This is a genomic window from Paenibacillus phyllosphaerae, assembly GCF_014192105.1.
Lineage (GTDB): Bacteria > Bacillota > Bacilli > Paenibacillales > Paenibacillaceae > Paenibacillus_Z > Paenibacillus_Z phyllosphaerae.
The window spans coordinates 19,830-36,304 of sequence record NZ_JACHXK010000008.1; the positions used below are offsets into that span (position 1 = coordinate 19,830).

Here is a 16,475-nt window from a genome sequence, read left to right on the forward strand (position 1 = left end):
CGGTTGTCGCTGTCTTTGATGGCGCAGACGCGTTTCACTGTGAAATACAAGTCGCTTAATAAGCGTGAGACTTATTAAGACTTGTATTTCAAGAAAGTTACGCTCCTATTCGACTCAAACGGATATCTGTAAATTCAGGGCTCTCTTTGCAGAGCCTGGATTTGCTGTATATGAATTTGAGCTGCGGGAAGGTAACTTTCTTGCAGCTCATTTTTTATATCCGGGAGGAAATTCGAATGTCACTCATACAGGTTAGCAATTTGACGTTTGCCTACGACGGCAGCTATGACAATATATTCGAGCAGGTCAGCTTCCAGCTGGATACGGACTGGAAGCTCGGATTCACGGGGCGCAACGGGCGAGGGAAGACGACCTTCCTCAATCTGCTGCTCGGCAAATACGAATACGGCGGTCGGATCTCCGCTTCGGTCAGCTTCGATTATTTCCCATTTCCGATTGCGGACAAAGGGCGGATGACCTATGAGGTGATCGAGGAGATCTATCCGGATTACGTCCATTGGGAATTGATCCGGGAACTGACGCTGCTCAAGGTCGACGAGACGGCGCTGTACCGGACATTCGACTCGTTGTCGCAAGGCGAGCAGACCAAGGTTATGCTGGCGACGCTCTTCCTGAAGGAGAACCGATTCCTGCTGATCGATGAACCGACCAACCATCTGGATCTGCATGCCAGAGCGCTCGTCAGCGACTATCTTAGAGCTAAGCGCGGCTTCATTCTCGTCTCCCACGACCGGGCGTTCATGGACAATTGCGTCGATCATATCCTGTCGATCAACAAGACGAACATCGAGATTCACAAGGGGAATTTCTCCGACTGGTGGTTGAATAAGGAACGGCAGGATCAGCATGAGCTCGCGGAGAACGAGAAGCTGAAGAAAGATATCAAGCGACTGTCGGACGCCGCGAAGCGAACGAGCAACTGGTCGCACGAGGTGGAGAAAACGAAGAACGGCACGCGCAATTCCGGGTCGAAAGTCGACAAGGGCTATATCGGGCACAAAGCCGCGAAAATGATGAAGCGTTCCAAATCGATCGAGCAACGGCAACAGGACGCCATCGACGAGAAGTCGACCCTGTTGAGCAACATCGAGAGCGCGGATAGCTTGAAGATTGCCCAGCTTCCTTATCATAAGCACCAGCTGGCAGAACTTGCGCATGTGTCGATCGTCTATGGCGACCGGACCGTCTGCAGCGATGTCAGCTTCACGATCGAGCAGGGAGACCGGATTGCGCTCTCCGGCCGGAACGGATCCGGCAAGTCGAGTCTGCTGAAGCTGATCTGCGGCGAAGATATCACGCACACAGGCACCTTCCGGAAGGGCAGCCAGCTGAGGATATCGTATGTGTCGCAGGATACCTCGCATCTTCAGGGCAGCCTGACGGCTTATGCGGCGAAGAGCGGGATCGATGAGAGTCTGTTCAAATCGATTCTGCGCAAACTTGATTTTGCCCGCATTCAATTCGAGAAGGATATGTCGGCCTTCAGCGGCGGACAGAAGAAGAAGGTGCTGATCGCCAAGAGCCTCTGCGAACGCGCGCATCTGCACATCTGGGATGAGCCGCTCAACTTCATCGACGTCATCTCGCGGATGCAGATCGAAGCGCTGCTGCTCGAGCACGCGCCGACCATCCTGTTCGTGGAGCATGACAGCGAATTCTGCCGGAACATTGTGACGAAGGTAATTGAGCTCTGAATAAGGCCGAGTACGGATAGATTCCGTGCTCGGTTTTTTGTTCGTTTGGCAACCGCCCGATGTCACATTCAGAAAAGATTCAGTTGTCTTTTTCACCTGAGCGCCTTAAAGTTTCAACTCGTGGACCAGCTTACGGGTGTATGAATCATTCCAGGATGAGGAAAGACTGATGAGCGAAGTCCAAGCTGCATGACATTACACAAAGGGGTAAGGAGCGGGAAGAATGAAGCTTTACAAAATGATAGGCATATCGTTGCTGGCAGGAATGTTGATCCTGAACGGTTGCACGAAGAACGAGGCGGAAGAGAACGCCACCGAGAATTCGACGGGTACCGGCACGGAGACGACGGACAATGCAACGGCGAATACAGGCGATACAACAACAGAACAACCGGGGGAACCGCCTTCGGGGGAAGCGCCTCCGGATGCGCCGGATGGTCAAGGTCCGGGCGGCGGACAGCCGAACGGCGAGCCTGGCTCACCTCCGAGCGGCGATGGCGAGTCGATGACAGGAACGGCAGATAAGACGGCCGTGAACGAGAAGGGCGAGGGACTGACCCAGCAGGTTACGCAAGGTCCGTACTACGTGACGGGGACGAGCGCGCTGACTAGCGGCAAGCTGAATTACGACAACCTGGACGGCGATCCGATCAAGGTGAAAGGTTATGTGTATGCCGGCGAGACGGGCACGACGCCGATTGCCGGGGCGAAGATCGAGATTTGGCAAGCGGACACGACGGGGAACTACCATCCGAATTCCAACGGCGCGGCGAGCAGCTACGGTACGGACGAAATTTCGCTCCGCGGCTATGTGATCACGGATGACAAAGGGTGCTACGAATACACGACCATCTATCCAGGCGAGTATGAAGGACGGACGCGCCACATCCATTCGAATACGACGGCCGACGGCTACACCGGCGTCATTACGCAGCTGATCATTCCGAGCAAGACGGATGACAAAATGACGGCCGACGAAGATACGATCGCGCAAGCGCTGCCGATTTACAACCAAGTGAAGTTCCAGGATGAGAACGGCACGCCGACCACGACGTTCATCTACCGGCTGGCGAAAGCAAGCTAATCCGATGAGAAGATCGACAGCACCGAAATTTGTATTTGTATTGCTCGCTGTACTTGTGGCGGCAGGCGTAATCTACAGCCTGCTGCCCCAAGCGGCAAGCGGTCAATCCGTTATTTTCAGCAGCGGGAAGAATACGCTCGGGCAACTGGCGAATTACTCGACCAGCGGTACGAGCAACGCAATCGAGCTTCCCGAGAAAGTCACGCAAGTCGCGGCCGGATTCGATCATGCGCTCGTCCTGACGGAGGATGGCACGGTGTATGCATGGGGCGACAATACCTACGGTCAAGTGGGCATCGGCAGCGCCAAAGGCATTATAAGCGGTCCGCAAAAGATAGACGGGCTGCCGCGCATCACGCAGATCAGCGCCGGCTTCCGCCATAGTCTGGCATTGGATGCCGACGGCCGAATCTGGGCGTGGGGCAACAATGTCGCCGGCCAGCTCGGCACGGGCGACCGCGAGGATCTACGGCAGCCGACGTTGATCGAGATGCCAGGCGCGGTGACCAGCATCTCCGCCGGGCACCGATTCTCTCTTGCGACCTTGGACAACGAGAAAGTGTACGGGTGGGGCGCCAAGTGCGCCAAGGATACGAAACGAACATTCGCAGAACTGATGCAGCTCATCGGCCAATCCGCTACGGGAATCAGCTATTATGTCGATGCTAACGCCGACCCGAGCAGCAGCGACACGCAGGAGTTATGCGAATTCCAAGGTTTCGTGGCCGTAAGCAGCCTAACGCCGATCGAGATTCTGGAGCTGGCGGGCAGCACGCAGATTGTCGCCGGTTTCGGCCATGTGCTCGCGCTGCAGCCCGACGGAACGGTGAAGTCGAAAGGCTGTAACGCCTACGGCCAGTTAGGTTATCCGACGGCGGATATCGTGCCGGCCGAGACGGTACCCGGATTAAACGGAATCGTGCAACTGGCGGCGAGCACCCGGCACTCCCTGGCGCTGGACAGCAAGGGGCAGGTGTGGGCATGGGGCGCGGACAATACCGGGCAGCTAGGCAAAAATCTCGGCAATCTCGAAGGCGTCTTCGACCCTGAGGTCGTCAAAGGATTGCCAGTGATTGCCAGCATCGCTGCCGGGCACGATTTCTCGATCGCGCTAGACCGGGAAGGCAAGGTATGGGCATGGGGGATCAATACTTCCGAGCAAGCGCCGGGTATAGAAGCCGCGGACTACAACTCAACGCCGACTCGGACGTCCACCGCCGAGGTCGGCCACATTATCGCAGGAGGGGCCTTCGTGCTGGCCTATTAATGAACATGGATACGACGATGAAACGTAAAACCTACAGTTTTTTGTCCCGCAACGTAATTGTTCTATCTATCGTCAGCTTCTTCACCGATATTGCGACCGAGATGCTGTATCCGATCATGCCGCTGTACTTGAGCGATATCGGCTATGGCGTCATTCTGATCGGGCTGATCGAAGGGATGTCCCAGCTCGCGGCCGGCGTGATCAAGCTGATCAGCGGCATCTATTCGGACCGGCTTAACCGCCGCAAAGGACTTGTGAATGCGGGTTATGCCATCTCCGCGTTGGCGAAGCCTCTCATGGGCTTCTTCACCACCTATTGGGCGATATTCGGCTTCCGGCTGCTCGACCGGTTCGGCAAAGGGGTCCGCAACGCGCCGCGCGATGCGATGCTAGCCGACCTGTCCACGCCGGTCACGCGCGGGCGCGTCTTCGGTTTCCACCGGGCGGCGGATACGCTGGGAGCTACGCTAGGCCCGCTCATTACGCTGCTGATCATGTATTTCTACAGCGAGAACATCCCTTTGCTGATCGGATTGACGGTGATTCCCGGCATTGGGGCGATAATCGCCGGCTTTTTCCTCAAGGAGTCGAGGGAGAAGATCGATCTGCCGACAGCGGAAAAAGGCGGCATCGCAGGGTTGTACAATCGAATGGCGACGTATTACCAGAGAGCGACTCCCAACTACAAGCGGGTACTGTATCTCATCACGCTCGTGACGTTGCTGAAGAGCACGGACATCTTCCTGCTCCTGCGTGCGAGGGAGCTCGGATTAAGCGATCTGCTCATTATTAGCGCCTATGTGGCGTACAACTTGGCCGGTACGGTGCTCATCTACTATCTCGGCTCGCTAAGCGACCGGATCGGGTTCGGCAAGACGTTCGCCATCGGCGCGTTGGCGCTGGGCGCGACCTATATGCTGCTCAGCCAGAACGAGCTGCCGCTCTTGCTGGTCTTCGCCGCCTTCGTCATCTACGCGGTGTTCCAAAGCTTGTACGAAGGATTGACCAGCGCCTGGATGTCGCTACATATCGCCCAGGAGGACCGGGCAACCGGCCTTGGCGTCATGATGGGCTTCCAAGCGGTTGCGACGTTGATCGGCACGCTTGTAATCGGCTTTGCTTGGGACGGCTTCGGGGCGAAAATCGTTTTTGCGATTACCGGTCTCGCGGCAGTCGGCTTGGCGATCTATCTGTTCTTCATGCAGCAGCGGGAGTATGACAGCAAGACGGACTTCGGGCGCAAACCGTACGTCGAAGATATTAAGAAGCTGACCGTGGACAATGAAACGTTCCGTACGGCGATCTGGACAGGCGCTCAGCTGCAGGTGACGGTGATGTCGATCCCGGTCGGCGGCGAGGTCGGTCTGGAGGTCCATAAGCACATCGACCAATTCCTGCGGATCGAGGATGGCGAAGGATTCGTCCAAATGGGGCCGCGCGATGATGAGCTTACGTTCGAAGCTCAGGCATCGGCCGATTATGCGATCATGGTCCCGGCTGGCATGTTCCACAATGTGACGAACACGGGGGATAAGCCGCTCAAAATCTACAGCATCTACGCGCCGGCCGAGCATCCGTACGGAACTGTCCATCGCACATCCGACCAAGCCGATCGGGAAGAACTGGCGGAGCTGCTGGACGAGGACTAGGCGGGCGCATGCCTTTATGTATCGTAACATCCCATTCAAGGTGATAGGGTAGGATAGCTAATAGACGCATGCGGCAGCGGCCGTGGAGGACATTGACCTTCACGGCCGTTTTTCTTCTCCCGCAGATATCTTTAATCCATCCTGCATCGGGCAATAATAACAACCTGAAGCATCAACGCGAATCAAGATGGAGGATATCGATGAGTATACCTTGGCTTCAAATCGGGCAATCGCTGATCTATGGACTGGCGGTGTATGTGATTTACTTCATTCTCATGCTGCTGGGAGCCGCCGTTGGTCGAGCCGTGCCGGCGGTCGGCAAGACGATGGATACGTTCAATCCGAAGGTGGAGTCGCTGATCGTCAATCTCTTGTTTGTCGCGGTTTTCCTTGTTAGCGCTTACTACTTGGTCCTCCCCGAGATGGAGTGAAACGGATGAACCATCGAGTCGCGAACGTACGAGCGGATGCAGTAGATTGCGCTGCTTTAACGCGATATTGTGATAGCAATCAGTTGCGCGAAGCGGCGCAAAGAGAGATACTTTGAGCATCAATACATAGGAAATGTTTTACGAGGAGGAACCGCATATGAGCGAAATGATGGATAGCGTATATAAAGGCGACTGCAAAGTGCTGCACCATTTTGAGGCGTTGTCGAGCATTCCGAGAGGATCGGGCAATGAGAAAGCGGTCAGCGATTTCGTGGCGGAGTTTGCCCGGCAGCGCGGTTGTTCGGTTGTGCAAGACGCACGGCACAACTTGATCATCCGCAAACCGGCCTCTCCGGGTTATGAATCGGCGCCCGCTGTTATTTTCCAAGGCCATCTGGACATGGTGTGCGAGAAGAATAAAGGGACCGAGCATGACTTCACGACCGATCCGATTCGGTTCCGCATCGAAGACGATATGATCTACGCGCAAGGAACGACGCTCGGCGGAGATAACGGTATCGCGGTGGCGACGGCCATGGCGATCATCGATACGCCGGATATGGCGCACCCGGAGCTGGAGATTCTGATGACGACCGAGGAAGAGACAAGCATGGGCGGCGCCTTCAACCTTGACGCTTCACCGCTGAAGGGACGGATGATGATCAACTTCGACTCCGATCGGGAAGGGACGCTGTTCGTAAGCAGCGCGGGCGGAATAAATGTATATCACACCGTGCCTGCCGTTTGGAAGGAGTCGGAACTTGCAGGCGGCGAGCCCTTCACGATCAGCGTAACGGGATTGATGGGCGGCCATTCCGGCGATGACATTATTCATGAGCGCGGCAATGCGAATAAGCTGCTCGGCCGAGTATTGGACGATCTGCGCCGCCATATCCGTTATGAGCTCGCAGGCGTGAGCGGGGGAATGAAGGTCAACGCGATCCCGCGCGAAGCGGAAGCGGCCATCTATCTGGACGCGCCAGGAAGAGCGTCGGCAGCCGAGCGCATTGCCGAATTGAACCGCATTCTGCAAGATGAGTTCCAAGCGAGCGACAAAGGCGTTACCGTCTCGTTGGAGCAAGCTTTCGCTGCCTACAGCGGTACCGAGACGCCGGAACCCGGCCAGGTGTTCGCGGAAGAGACGAAGCTCGCGGTCATCCGGCTCCTGTCGCTTATCCCGAGCGGCGTGCTCAGCATGGATAAGTCGATTGCGAATTTGGTCCGCACGTCGTCCAACCTTGGCGTCGTGACGACTAGTCACACCGAGATCGTGCTGAAAAGCATGGCGCGCAGCTCCCATCGCTCACAGGTCGACGACGTCGTAAGAACGATGGAGACGCTGGCCGAGACGGCGGGCGTGGACTTCCGGCAAGACAGCTACTTCCCGGGATGGCCTTACCGGTCGGACTCCAAGCTGCGTCCGGTCTTCGAGTCGGCGTATGCGGAGCGATTCGGCAAACCGCTTGAAATCAAGGCGATTCATGCAGGCCTGGAATGCGGCGTGCTGATCGAGAAAATGCCGGGCCTCGACGCGGTATCGTACGGGCCGAATCTGTACGATATCCATACGCCGCAGGAGCATCTGTCGATTTCGTCCGTGGAGCGTACCTGGTCTTATTTGCAGGATGTGCTGCGGGAGTTGAAGGGGTAGCGTTTGCTCGGGAAGGAAGGGTTGCGATTTGCGTCGCAGCCCTTTTGCTTTTGACATACACTTGTGCCGCGATTCCTACTATAATAATCTAGCATGATAACTTTCGACAGAAATGATAGGTGAATGGCATGGTGTTATGGGGAGCGCTCGTGAATGGACTGGCGATCGTGGCCGGATCATTGGCGGGGCGACTATTGAAGCGAATTCCGGAAGGCATGAAGAATACGGTCATGAACGGAATCGGATTAACGCTGATCGTGCTCGGCGTCCAGATGGGACTGAAAAGCGACAGCTTCGTTATTGTGTTGTTAAGTCTCGTGATCGGTGCGGTCATCGGAGAATGGATCCGGTTGGAAGACCGGTTCACTGCAGCGGGACTATGGCTCGAGCGGCGGATCGGTTCAGGAACGCCGGGGGCCATCTCGCAAGGCTTCATTACGGCTAGCCTGGTATTCGCCGTCGGCGCAATGGCCATCCTCGGTTCGCTCGACAGCGGGATGAAGCATAATCACGACATTCTATACGCCAAGTCGATCATGGACGGATTTATCGCAATCGTCCTGACGACGACGCTCGGGATCGGCGTGCTCTTCTCGGCGGTTCCGGTCCTGTTGTATCAAGGCTTGATCGCGCTGTTCGCCACGCAGATCACACGCCTTGTATCCGATGAGCTGATGAACGTCATTATCGCGGACCTTACTTCGGCCGGGGGCATGATGATTCTGGGCATCGGCCTCAATCTGCTGGGGGTGACCAAGATCAAGGTGGCGAATCTGCTGCCGGGGATCATCGTGGTCGTTGCTTTGGTGGCGATTACGGAGAAATGGTTGTAAGCGGAGAGCCGGATATAGATAGGAATAGAGAGGGAGACCTGCTACTTGCGGGTCTCCCTCGTTTTATGTCGCGCCGGTCTTGAGCTGGTATAGCCATGCGAAGCGACGCAAGCTTCACCGCGCGAACGGCTATGTCTATGCGTGTCCGTGCTAGCGTTGGTAGTGATGGTTCCAACGCTATACCTGCGAGCGATCCGACCATAATGTCCGCATTGGCTTGGCTAATTAGAGGCTATTCCACCGTCGTAACCAGTTGACGGAAGGGATAGCCTCTTTGCGCTGCGCGTTTTTAACGCGATTTTTATACTTTTTTTACGCCCCGCGCTGACATCTTAACCCTATATTTAGGCCGAACCATATTATCATTGCTTATGTCAAGAGGAGCTGATGCAAAGAATGGACTCATTTACTTTAGTCACGGTAACGAACAAGAAGGGGAAGGATTTTCTAAGCGTACTGCATGCGAGGGGGCTGCCTTGCGCGGTTCTGACGAACAGCAAGCAAGAGAAACTCGAGCTTGAGGCAATGGGGGAAACGAATATTGTGCTGGTCGATACCGGGGACCGGTCATCCTGGGGGCCGCCGGAGATCCCGATCGGCAAAGTATTCATTTTCGAAGAATCGCTGCCGCTGACATGCCGTTATCTTCAAGCGGTCAAGTCTTGGACGCATGAACCGGTCTACGTGGTTACCGGCTGCGGCATGATCCGGAACATGTACAAGGAGTTAGGCGCGGCTTATATCATTCACAGCAGGAATGCCGATGTGACGTTCCTGATCGAAGAAAGCTCAAAGTAGGAGGTTGGATGAAAGCATGTTGGATATCGTCATGATCGTATCGTTTATCTTGCTCACGCTGCTCATGGCGGGGCTGACGAAGTGGGCGGGCAAGGTTGCCGATGAAGGGGGCAACCGCTCATGATGTGGGCACTTGGTCTCGTTGTCGCCGCCGTGTTTATTTACTTGACGTACGTGCTGTTGAATCCCGAAAAATTTTGAGGACGGGCAGGAAGGGGTCACTTATATGTTCGCAACACTATCGATTGGGGTAACGCTGCTGCTTGTCTTGCTGCTGGCGCGGCCGACCGGTCTCTATATAGCAAAGGCATTCCAATATGAAACGACCAGGCTAGACCGCTGGTTCGGCTGGATCGAGACACCTGTCTTGCGACTCGGCGGGATTCGCCGCGACGACCAAACCTGGAAGCAATATGCGTTAGCGGTTATCGTTAGCAGCCTTGTCATGATTCTGCTTGTCTATCTGGTCTTCCGAACGCAAGCGTATCTGCCGCTCAACCCGTCCCATATCGCGAATATGGAGCCAACGCTGGCATTCAACACGGCCATCAGCTTCATGACGAATACGAATCTGCAGCATTACAGCGGAGAGAGCGGGCTTTCCTACCTGTCGCAGATGATCGCCATCGTCTTCTTGATGTTCACGGGTCCCGCTGTGGGGTTGTCGGCTGCCATTGCCTTGATCCGTGGGCTGGCCGGCAAGCCGATCGGCAACTTCTTCATTGACCTGACGCGTTCGATTACGCGAATCTTTCTCCCGGTATCCTTTGTCATGGCCATCGTGTTCGTCGCCTTGGGGGTGCCGCAGACGCTGGAGCCCACCGTCATCGCCCATACGCTTAGCGGCGAGGTGCAGGAGATTGCGAGGGGGCCGGTCGGTTCATTGCTCTCGATCAAACAATTCGGCAACAACGGCGGCGGATTCTTCGGCGTCAATTCGGCCCATCCTTTCGAGAATCCCGGAGCGGTCAGTAATCTGCTTCAGATCGTGCTGATGATGCTGCTCGGGACGGCGATTCCGTTCACTTATGGCAAGATGGTCGGGAATCCCAAGCAGGGCAGGGTCCTATTCTTGTCCATGACTATGCTTTTCATTGTCCTGCTTGGCGTCTCGTTGTCCGCGGAGAATGCCGGCAATCCGGTGTTGAACGCCATGGGCATTCAACATGAACAGGGCAGCATGGAAGGCAAGGAAGTCCGATTCGGCATGGTGCAATCTTCGTTCTTTTCCGTCGTGACGACCGCTTTCGAGACTGGTGCCGTCAATACGATGCACGATACGCTTACCCCGCTCGGCGGGCTCGTGACGATCTCGAACATGATGCTCAACACGGTGTTCGGCAGCGTCGGAGCCGGCATGATGAACGTGCTGATGTACGTGATGATCGGCGTATTCCTATCCGGGCTGATGGTCGGACGAACGCCGGAATTCCTCGGCAAGAAAATCGAAGGACGCGAGATGAAGCTGATCGCCGTCACGCTGCTGATCCAACCGATGCTGATCCTGGCGCCGACCGCGATCGCGCTGTTCGCTTATCCGGAGACGATCTCCAATCCCGGGTTCCACGGGTTAACGCAGGCTTTGTACGAGTTCACCTCGTCTGCGGCGAATAACGGTTCCGGCTTCGAAGGACTTGGCGACAACACGCCGTTCTGGAATATTGCGACCGGAATCGTGATGTATCTGGGTCGCTACTTCTCGGTCGTGACGCTGCTCGCGGTAGCGGGCTCATTGGCGGCGAAGAAGCCGGTATCTGAGACATCGGGTACATTCCGCACGGACAACGGGTTGTTCGCGGGGGTTTTCCTTGGGACGGTACTGATTGTCGGCGCGCTTACCTTCTTCCCGGCGCTCGTGCTCGGACCGGTCGCGGAATATTTGACACTGAAGCCTTAAGAGGTTTTGAACCCACATGTAATGATAGATAGCGAGCGGAGGAGCTTAGCGATGAAAGAGAAAAAAACGATGATGAGCACTGCCATCATCCGCGGCGCGATCAAGGAATCTTTCTTGAAACTGGACCCGCGCGTGATGGTCCGCAATCCGATCATGTTCGTCGTGGAGATCGGTTTTATCATAACCCTGGCGTTGATCTTCGTGCCGGACCTGTTCGGCGGCAGCGTATCAAGCGGCTACAATCTGACCGTTGCGTTCATCCTGCTCTTCACGGTGCTGTTCGCGAATTTCGCCGAAGCGCTTGCGGAAGGGAGAGGCCGGGCGCAGGCCGATACGCTGAAGAAAACGAAGCAGGACATGAAAGCGAACAAACTGAACAGTCTCAATCAAGTGAAGCAAGTGTTGTCCTCGGAACTTCGCAAAGGTGATATCGTCATCGTGGCACAGGGGGAAACGATCCCGGGCGACGGCGAGGTGATCGAAGGACTCGCCTCTGTCGACGAATCGGCGATCACCGGCGAATCCGCGCCCGTCATCAAGGAAGCGGGCGGCGACTTCAGCTCGGTCACCGGCGGTACGCGCGTCGTCAGCGACCGGATCACGGTCCGGATTACGAGCGATCCCGGCGAATCGTTTCTGGACCGCATGATCGCCCTCGTCGAAGGCGCCAAGCGCCAGAAGACGCCTAACGAGATCGCGCTTAGCACGGTGCTGACTAGCTTGACGCTGATCTTCCTGATCGTTGTCGTCACCTTGCCTTTCTTCGCCGATTATCTCGAGATCCAACTCGAAATTCCGATGCTGATCGCGCTGCTCGTCTGCTTGATCCCGACGACGATCGGCGGCCTCCTGTCGGCGATCGGAATCGCCGGCATGGACCGCGTAACCCAATTCAATGTATTGGCGATGTCCGGCAAGGCCGTCGAGGCCGCCGGCGATATCACTACGATCATTCTCGATAAGACCGGCACGATCACGTTCGGCAACCGGATGGCGAGCGAATTCACCCCGGTTGGCGGCCATGAGGAGCAAGAAACCGCGCTCTGGGCAGCGATAAGTTCGCTCAAGGATGAGACGCCGGAAGGACGTTCGGTGCTGGAGCTGATGAGGAAGCAAGGATTGGCCTACGATCCGGCCATTGGCGAAGATGCCGAGTTCCACGAGTTCAAGGCCGAGACGCGGATGAGCGGCATGGATCTTCGGGATGGCCGCAAAGTGCGCAAAGGCGCCGTCGATGCGGTCAAAAAATGGGTCGTCTCGCAAGGAGGCCGAGTGCCGAAGGAGCTGGACCCGAACAGCGAACGGATTGCCAAAGCAGGCGGTACGCCGCTGGCCATCGCCGTCGATCAGGAAATTTACGGCCTGATTTATTTGAAGGATACCGTGAAGCCGGGCATGAAGGAACGCTTTGAACAGATGCGCCAGATGGGCATCAAGACCATCATGTGTACGGGCGATAATCCGCTGACGGCCGCGACGATCGCGATTGAAGCGGGCGTGGACGATTTTATTGCCGAGAGCACGCCGGAGGATAAAATCGCCGTCATCCGCCGCGAGCAGGCGGAGGGTAAATTGGTGGCGATGACGGGCGACGGTACGAATGACGCGCCGGCGCTGGCCCAGGCCGATGTCGGCATCGCGATGAACAGTGGCACGGTCGCGGCCAAAGAGGCGGCGAACATGGTGGATCTGGATTCCGATCCGTCGAAGATCATCGAGGTCGTATCTATTGGCAAGCAGCTGCTCATGACGCGCGGCGCGCTGACGACATTCAGTATCGCCAACGATATCGCCAAATATTTTGCCATCATACCAGCCATGTTCATGCTGGCGATTCCGCAGATGGAGGCGCTGAATATTATGCGTCTCGGTTCGCCCGAATCGGCGATCCTGTCCGCGCTGATCTTCAACGCCGTCATTATTCCGCTGCTCATTCCGCTTGCGATGAAAGGCGTAGCTTACAAGCCGATGTCATCCGCAGCGCTGCTGCAGCGCAATTTGATCATCTACGGACTTGGCGGAGTGGTCGCGCCGTTCCTCGGCATCAAGGTCATTGATCTGGCCGTTCATCTATGGATATAACGAAGGAAGGGAAGGAATCGCCCATGAACCTAATCGGGAGCAGTATTCGTTTAAGTCTAGTATTTATGCTGGTATGCGGACTCCTCTATAATCTGGTCGTAACCGGAATCGCCCAAGCCGTGATGCCCAAGCAAGCGGATGGGTCGCTGCTGCTCGACGAGAAGCAGAATGTAATAGGATCGGCCTTGATCGGCCAGACCTTTACCGATCTGCGCTATTTTCAAAGCCGCGTCTCTTCGATCGGTTATCATGCGGCAGGTTCGGGCAGCGGCAACTATGCGCCATCTAATCCGGATATGCTGGCTCGGACGCAGGCGTCTATCGAGGCATGGCAGAAGGACAATCCGGATGTGCCGCTAAGCAGGCTGCCGCTTGATCTGATTACGAACTCGGGATCCGGTCTGGATCCTCATATCAGCCCTGGGGCGGCGGAAGCGCAAATTCCGAGAATCAGCAAGCTGACGGGCATTCCGGCTGAGCAGCTGATGGCGATCGTGGCAGAACATACATCCGGCCGGGAGCTAGGCTTCCTCGGGGAGCCGGTCGTTAATGTGCTGGAACTTAATCTTGATCTAACGAAGCTGATGCAATAAGATTCGCCCCGCTTAAGCGCTGCCGCTTGAGCGGGGCCATTGGTTTCTTCAGGAATAATCCCATTACGTCTTGCAGGAGGTTCTAGTGGAAGGGTTCAGAAGGAGAAGTCCAGAGGAGATCCTAAGGTCGATCTCGGAGCTTAAGCGCGGCCGGCTCAAAGTATACGTAGGCCCATTCAGCGGATCCGGCAAAACCTATCATATGCTGCATGAAGGCAACGCATTGCGAAAACAGGGAATCGATGTCGTCATCTGCGCGGTCTCGACCATGCAGCGCAAAGAAACCGTGGATCAGATCGGTTGCCTGGAGCGCGTTCCAAGCCTCCATTGGCACGCGGATGGAGTCGAGAAGAAAGATCTGAACATCGAGACGCTGTTGGCGCGTAATCCGGAGGTCGTGCTCGTAGACGGTCTGGCACACCGAAACCGCCCGGAGGCGAGGTTCAAAACGCGCCTGGAGGACATTCTCCATCTGCTGAAGCATGGCATCAGCGTCATCACGACCATGAACGTGTATGAACTGGAAGGGTATAGCGAGCTTGCTCAGCGGCTGACGGGCATCGAGGCGGAAGAGACCGTGCCGGCGGGGACGCTTGAGCTGGCCGATGAGATAAGGCTCATCGACGTGACGCCGGAATCGATTTTGTCCCGCCTGTCCGAAGGTGTGTTGGAAACGCGGAACGCGTCGCTGTTCAAGCGGGATAAACTAGACAAGCTGCGCGAGCTCGCCCTGCGGCTCGTAGCCGAAGGCGTGAACGAATCGCTCGAGAAGCATCGGGAAGCGCTTGGCCTTCTGGGACCATCGGGAGCGTCGGAGCGTATCTTGGTCTCCACGCAATACCATTGGAACGGATCGATCTATATCCGGCGCGGCCAGCAGATCGCCAAGAGACTGGGCGGCGACATGCTGATCGTCACGTTCGTGCATCCGAAGAAACCGATGAACAAGGACCAAGCCGCCTTCAAACGCTCCATCGTTAAGCTCGCCGAGAAATTGGACGCCGGCTTCGCCGAGCTTCCTTTTGCGCATCGTAGAGCTATTCCGAAGCAACTGATGGACTACGCGCTAGCTAATAAAGTCACTCGGATCGTGCTGGGGCATTCGAAGCAGACGGTCTGGCAGGAATGGTGGAGAGGCTCGGTCGTTCATCGCCTCATGAAGCTGACGCGCCATGTGGATTTATTCTTTATGGCGGACTCGGCCGGGCAGAAGGGCGAACGCATCTTGCCTGCTTCGATCGCCAGTAAGACGGATACGAATCTATATAAACGTTTAAGCGGAACCGAAGTCGAGGAGCAGATCAACCGCATCAAACGGGGCACCTTCAAGATCTATATCGGCGCCGCGCCTGGCGTCGGCAAAACCTATACGATGCTGCGCGAAGGGAATATTTTGCTCAAGAAAGGCATTCAGGTCGTCATCGGCCTGCTCGAAACGCATGGCCGCAAGGAGACGCAAGATCAAATCGGCGAAGTGTCCACCCTTCCGCGCAAGGTCGTCCATTATCAAGGCGCCAGGCTGGAGGAGATGGATACCGAAGCGATCATTCGCCTGAATCCCGAGGTAGCGCTCATTGACGAATTGGCGCACACCAATGTGCCCGGAAGCAAGAATAAGAAGCGATACGAAGATATCCTCGAAATTCTCGAAGCCGGCATTTCCGTTATCTCTACGATGAACGTGCAGCATGTCGAGAGCCTGAATGATGCCGTCGAGCAGCTGACCGGCGTTCGGGTTAGGGAAACGGTGCCGGATCATATTCTCCGTCTGGCCGATGAGGTGCAGCTGATCGATGTCGCCCCGAACGCCTTGCGGCAGCGGCTGCGCGAGGGGAAGATTTATGCGCGGAATAAAGTGGATCAGGCGCTGAACCATTTCTTCAAGACAGGCAATCTGATTGCGCTGCGGGAGCTGGCGCTTCGCGAGATCGCCGACGACGTCGATGAACGTCTGGAGGCGCGGGAACATCGCGGATCGCTTCGGGGCCCATGGCGGCGCCAGGAGTTCATCTTCGTCTGCGTTACCTTGAGCCCGAGGGCCGAGAGCCTTATCCGGCGAGGCTTCCGCATCGCGCACCGGCTGAAAGCCGAATGGGTCGTCCATTATGCAGTCGTCCAAGCCGAGCTGAGCGAAGAGCAGCAGAAGCGGGTGGAGATGTTGAAGGAGCTCACCCTGCGCTTCGGAGGAAGATTCGAACTGCGGCATGTCGACCATCCGAGACAGGTGGCGCACAAGCTGCTCGAGGAGGCGAACCGGTACAAGAGCACGCAGCTCATTATCGGCCGATCGCACCGGAAGCTATGGCAGCGGCTGCGTTATGGCAGCACGGTGAAAACGATTCTGACCATCGGGCGGCATATGGATGTGCTGGTCGTCTCGGAACGGAATGCCTGAGAGCGAGGGTGACGCACGGATAATGCGCAAATTGGATCGGCATCGGCAAGGAGATCGACCGTCCTTTGTGCCTTGCCATA

Annotated in this window: 13 protein-coding genes; all 13 read left to right on the forward strand. The window is 56.3% G+C overall.

Annotated elements, in window-relative coordinates; genetic code table 11:
• Positions 1–236 precede the first annotated feature (236 nt).
• Positions 237–1,715 (forward strand): Lsa family ABC-F type ribosomal protection protein, encoded by a 1,479-nt coding sequence (locus FHS18_RS17875; RefSeq protein ID WP_183601465.1) that lies wholly within the window; start codon positions 237–239, stop codon positions 1,713–1,715.
• 223 nt (positions 1,716–1,938) lie between these two features.
• On the forward strand, positions 1,939–2,799 hold the full coding sequence (locus tag FHS18_RS17880; RefSeq protein WP_183601466.1) for a dioxygenase family protein: 861 nt from the start codon (positions 1,939–1,941) through the stop codon (positions 2,797–2,799).
• A gap of 4 nt (positions 2,800–2,803) precedes the next feature.
• Entirely contained in the window at positions 2,804–4,066 is a 1,263-nt protein-coding gene (locus FHS18_RS17885; protein ID WP_183601467.1) for an RCC1 domain-containing protein, read from the forward strand.
• Between the two features lie 17 nt (positions 4,067–4,083).
• Positions 4,084–5,715 carry an MFS transporter gene (locus FHS18_RS17890; protein WP_183601468.1) on the forward strand — a complete coding sequence of 544 codons (1,632 nt, stop codon included), beginning with the start codon at positions 4,084–4,086 and terminating at the stop codon, positions 5,713–5,715.
• Between the two features lie 200 nt (positions 5,716–5,915).
• Positions 5,916–6,146, forward strand: coding sequence for a hypothetical protein (locus FHS18_RS17895; RefSeq protein ID WP_183601469.1), 231 nt, complete (start codon positions 5,916–5,918; stop codon positions 6,144–6,146).
• 157 nt (positions 6,147–6,303) lie between these two features.
• On the forward strand, positions 6,304–7,797 hold the full coding sequence (locus tag FHS18_RS17900; protein ID WP_246427742.1) for an aminoacyl-histidine dipeptidase: 1,494 nt from the start codon (positions 6,304–6,306) through the stop codon (positions 7,795–7,797).
• Positions 7,798–7,925: 128 nt separating this feature from the next.
• Positions 7,926–8,630: a DUF554 domain-containing protein gene (locus FHS18_RS17905; protein ID WP_183601470.1), complete on the forward strand. Its 705-nt coding sequence runs from the start codon at positions 7,926–7,928 to the stop codon at positions 8,628–8,630.
• 396 nt (positions 8,631–9,026) lie between these two features.
• Positions 9,027–9,428 carry a hypothetical protein gene (locus FHS18_RS17910; RefSeq protein WP_246427743.1) on the forward strand — a complete coding sequence of 134 codons (402 nt, stop codon included), beginning with the start codon at positions 9,027–9,029 and terminating at the stop codon, positions 9,426–9,428.
• A gap of 123 nt (positions 9,429–9,551) precedes the next feature.
• On the forward strand, positions 9,552–9,629 hold the full coding sequence (gene kdpF, locus FHS18_RS35410) for a K(+)-transporting ATPase subunit F (RefSeq protein WP_425497311.1): 78 nt from the start codon (positions 9,552–9,554) through the stop codon (positions 9,627–9,629).
• A 25-nt stretch (positions 9,630–9,654) separates the two neighbouring features.
• Positions 9,655–11,325 (forward strand): potassium-transporting ATPase subunit KdpA, encoded by a 1,671-nt coding sequence (kdpA, locus tag FHS18_RS17920; protein WP_183601471.1) that lies wholly within the window; start codon positions 9,655–9,657, stop codon positions 11,323–11,325.
• Between the two features lie 51 nt (positions 11,326–11,376).
• Positions 11,377–13,407 (forward strand): potassium-transporting ATPase subunit KdpB, encoded by a 2,031-nt coding sequence (gene kdpB, locus FHS18_RS17925; RefSeq protein ID WP_183601472.1) that lies wholly within the window; start codon positions 11,377–11,379, stop codon positions 13,405–13,407.
• Between the two features lie 23 nt (positions 13,408–13,430).
• Positions 13,431–14,000, forward strand: a complete 570-nt coding sequence (gene kdpC, locus FHS18_RS17930) for a potassium-transporting ATPase subunit KdpC (RefSeq protein ID WP_183601473.1) — start codon at positions 13,431–13,433, stop codon at positions 13,998–14,000.
• A gap of 85 nt (positions 14,001–14,085) precedes the next feature.
• A complete protein-coding gene (locus FHS18_RS17935) occupies positions 14,086–16,395 on the forward strand; it encodes a histidine kinase (protein WP_183601474.1) in 2,310 nt (769 codons plus the stop codon).
• Positions 16,396–16,475 lie beyond the last annotated feature (80 nt).

Bases quoted from the DNA above. Each gene is read 5' to 3' on its own strand.
- kdpB (WP_183601472.1), top strand. From the start codon at position 11,377: ATGAAAGAGAAAAAAACGATGATGAGCACTGCCATCATCCGCGGCGCG.
- FHS18_RS17905 (WP_183601470.1), top strand. From the start codon at position 7,926: ATGGTGTTATGGGGAGCGCTCGTGAATGGACTGGCGATCGTGGCCGGA.
- kdpA (WP_183601471.1), top strand. From the start codon at position 9,655: ATGTTCGCAACACTATCGATTGGGGTAACGCTGCTGCTTGTCTTGCTG.
- FHS18_RS17875 (WP_183601465.1), top strand. From the start codon at position 237: ATGTCACTCATACAGGTTAGCAATTTGACGTTTGCCTACGACGGCAGC.
- FHS18_RS17900 (WP_246427742.1), top strand. From the start codon at position 6,304: ATGAGCGAAATGATGGATAGCGTATATAAAGGCGACTGCAAAGTGCTG.
- kdpC (WP_183601473.1), top strand. From the start codon at position 13,431: ATGAACCTAATCGGGAGCAGTATTCGTTTAAGTCTAGTATTTATGCTG.
- FHS18_RS17885 (WP_183601467.1), top strand. From the start codon at position 2,804: ATGAGAAGATCGACAGCACCGAAATTTGTATTTGTATTGCTCGCTGTA.
- FHS18_RS17895 (WP_183601469.1), top strand. From the start codon at position 5,916: ATGAGTATACCTTGGCTTCAAATCGGGCAATCGCTGATCTATGGACTG.
- FHS18_RS17910 (WP_246427743.1), top strand. From the start codon at position 9,027: ATGGACTCATTTACTTTAGTCACGGTAACGAACAAGAAGGGGAAGGAT.
- FHS18_RS17890 (WP_183601468.1), top strand. From the start codon at position 4,084: ATGAAACGTAAAACCTACAGTTTTTTGTCCCGCAACGTAATTGTTCTA.
- FHS18_RS17880 (WP_183601466.1), top strand. From the start codon at position 1,939: ATGAAGCTTTACAAAATGATAGGCATATCGTTGCTGGCAGGAATGTTG.
- kdpF (WP_425497311.1), top strand. From the start codon at position 9,552: ATGTGGGCACTTGGTCTCGTTGTCGCCGCCGTGTTTATTTACTTGACG.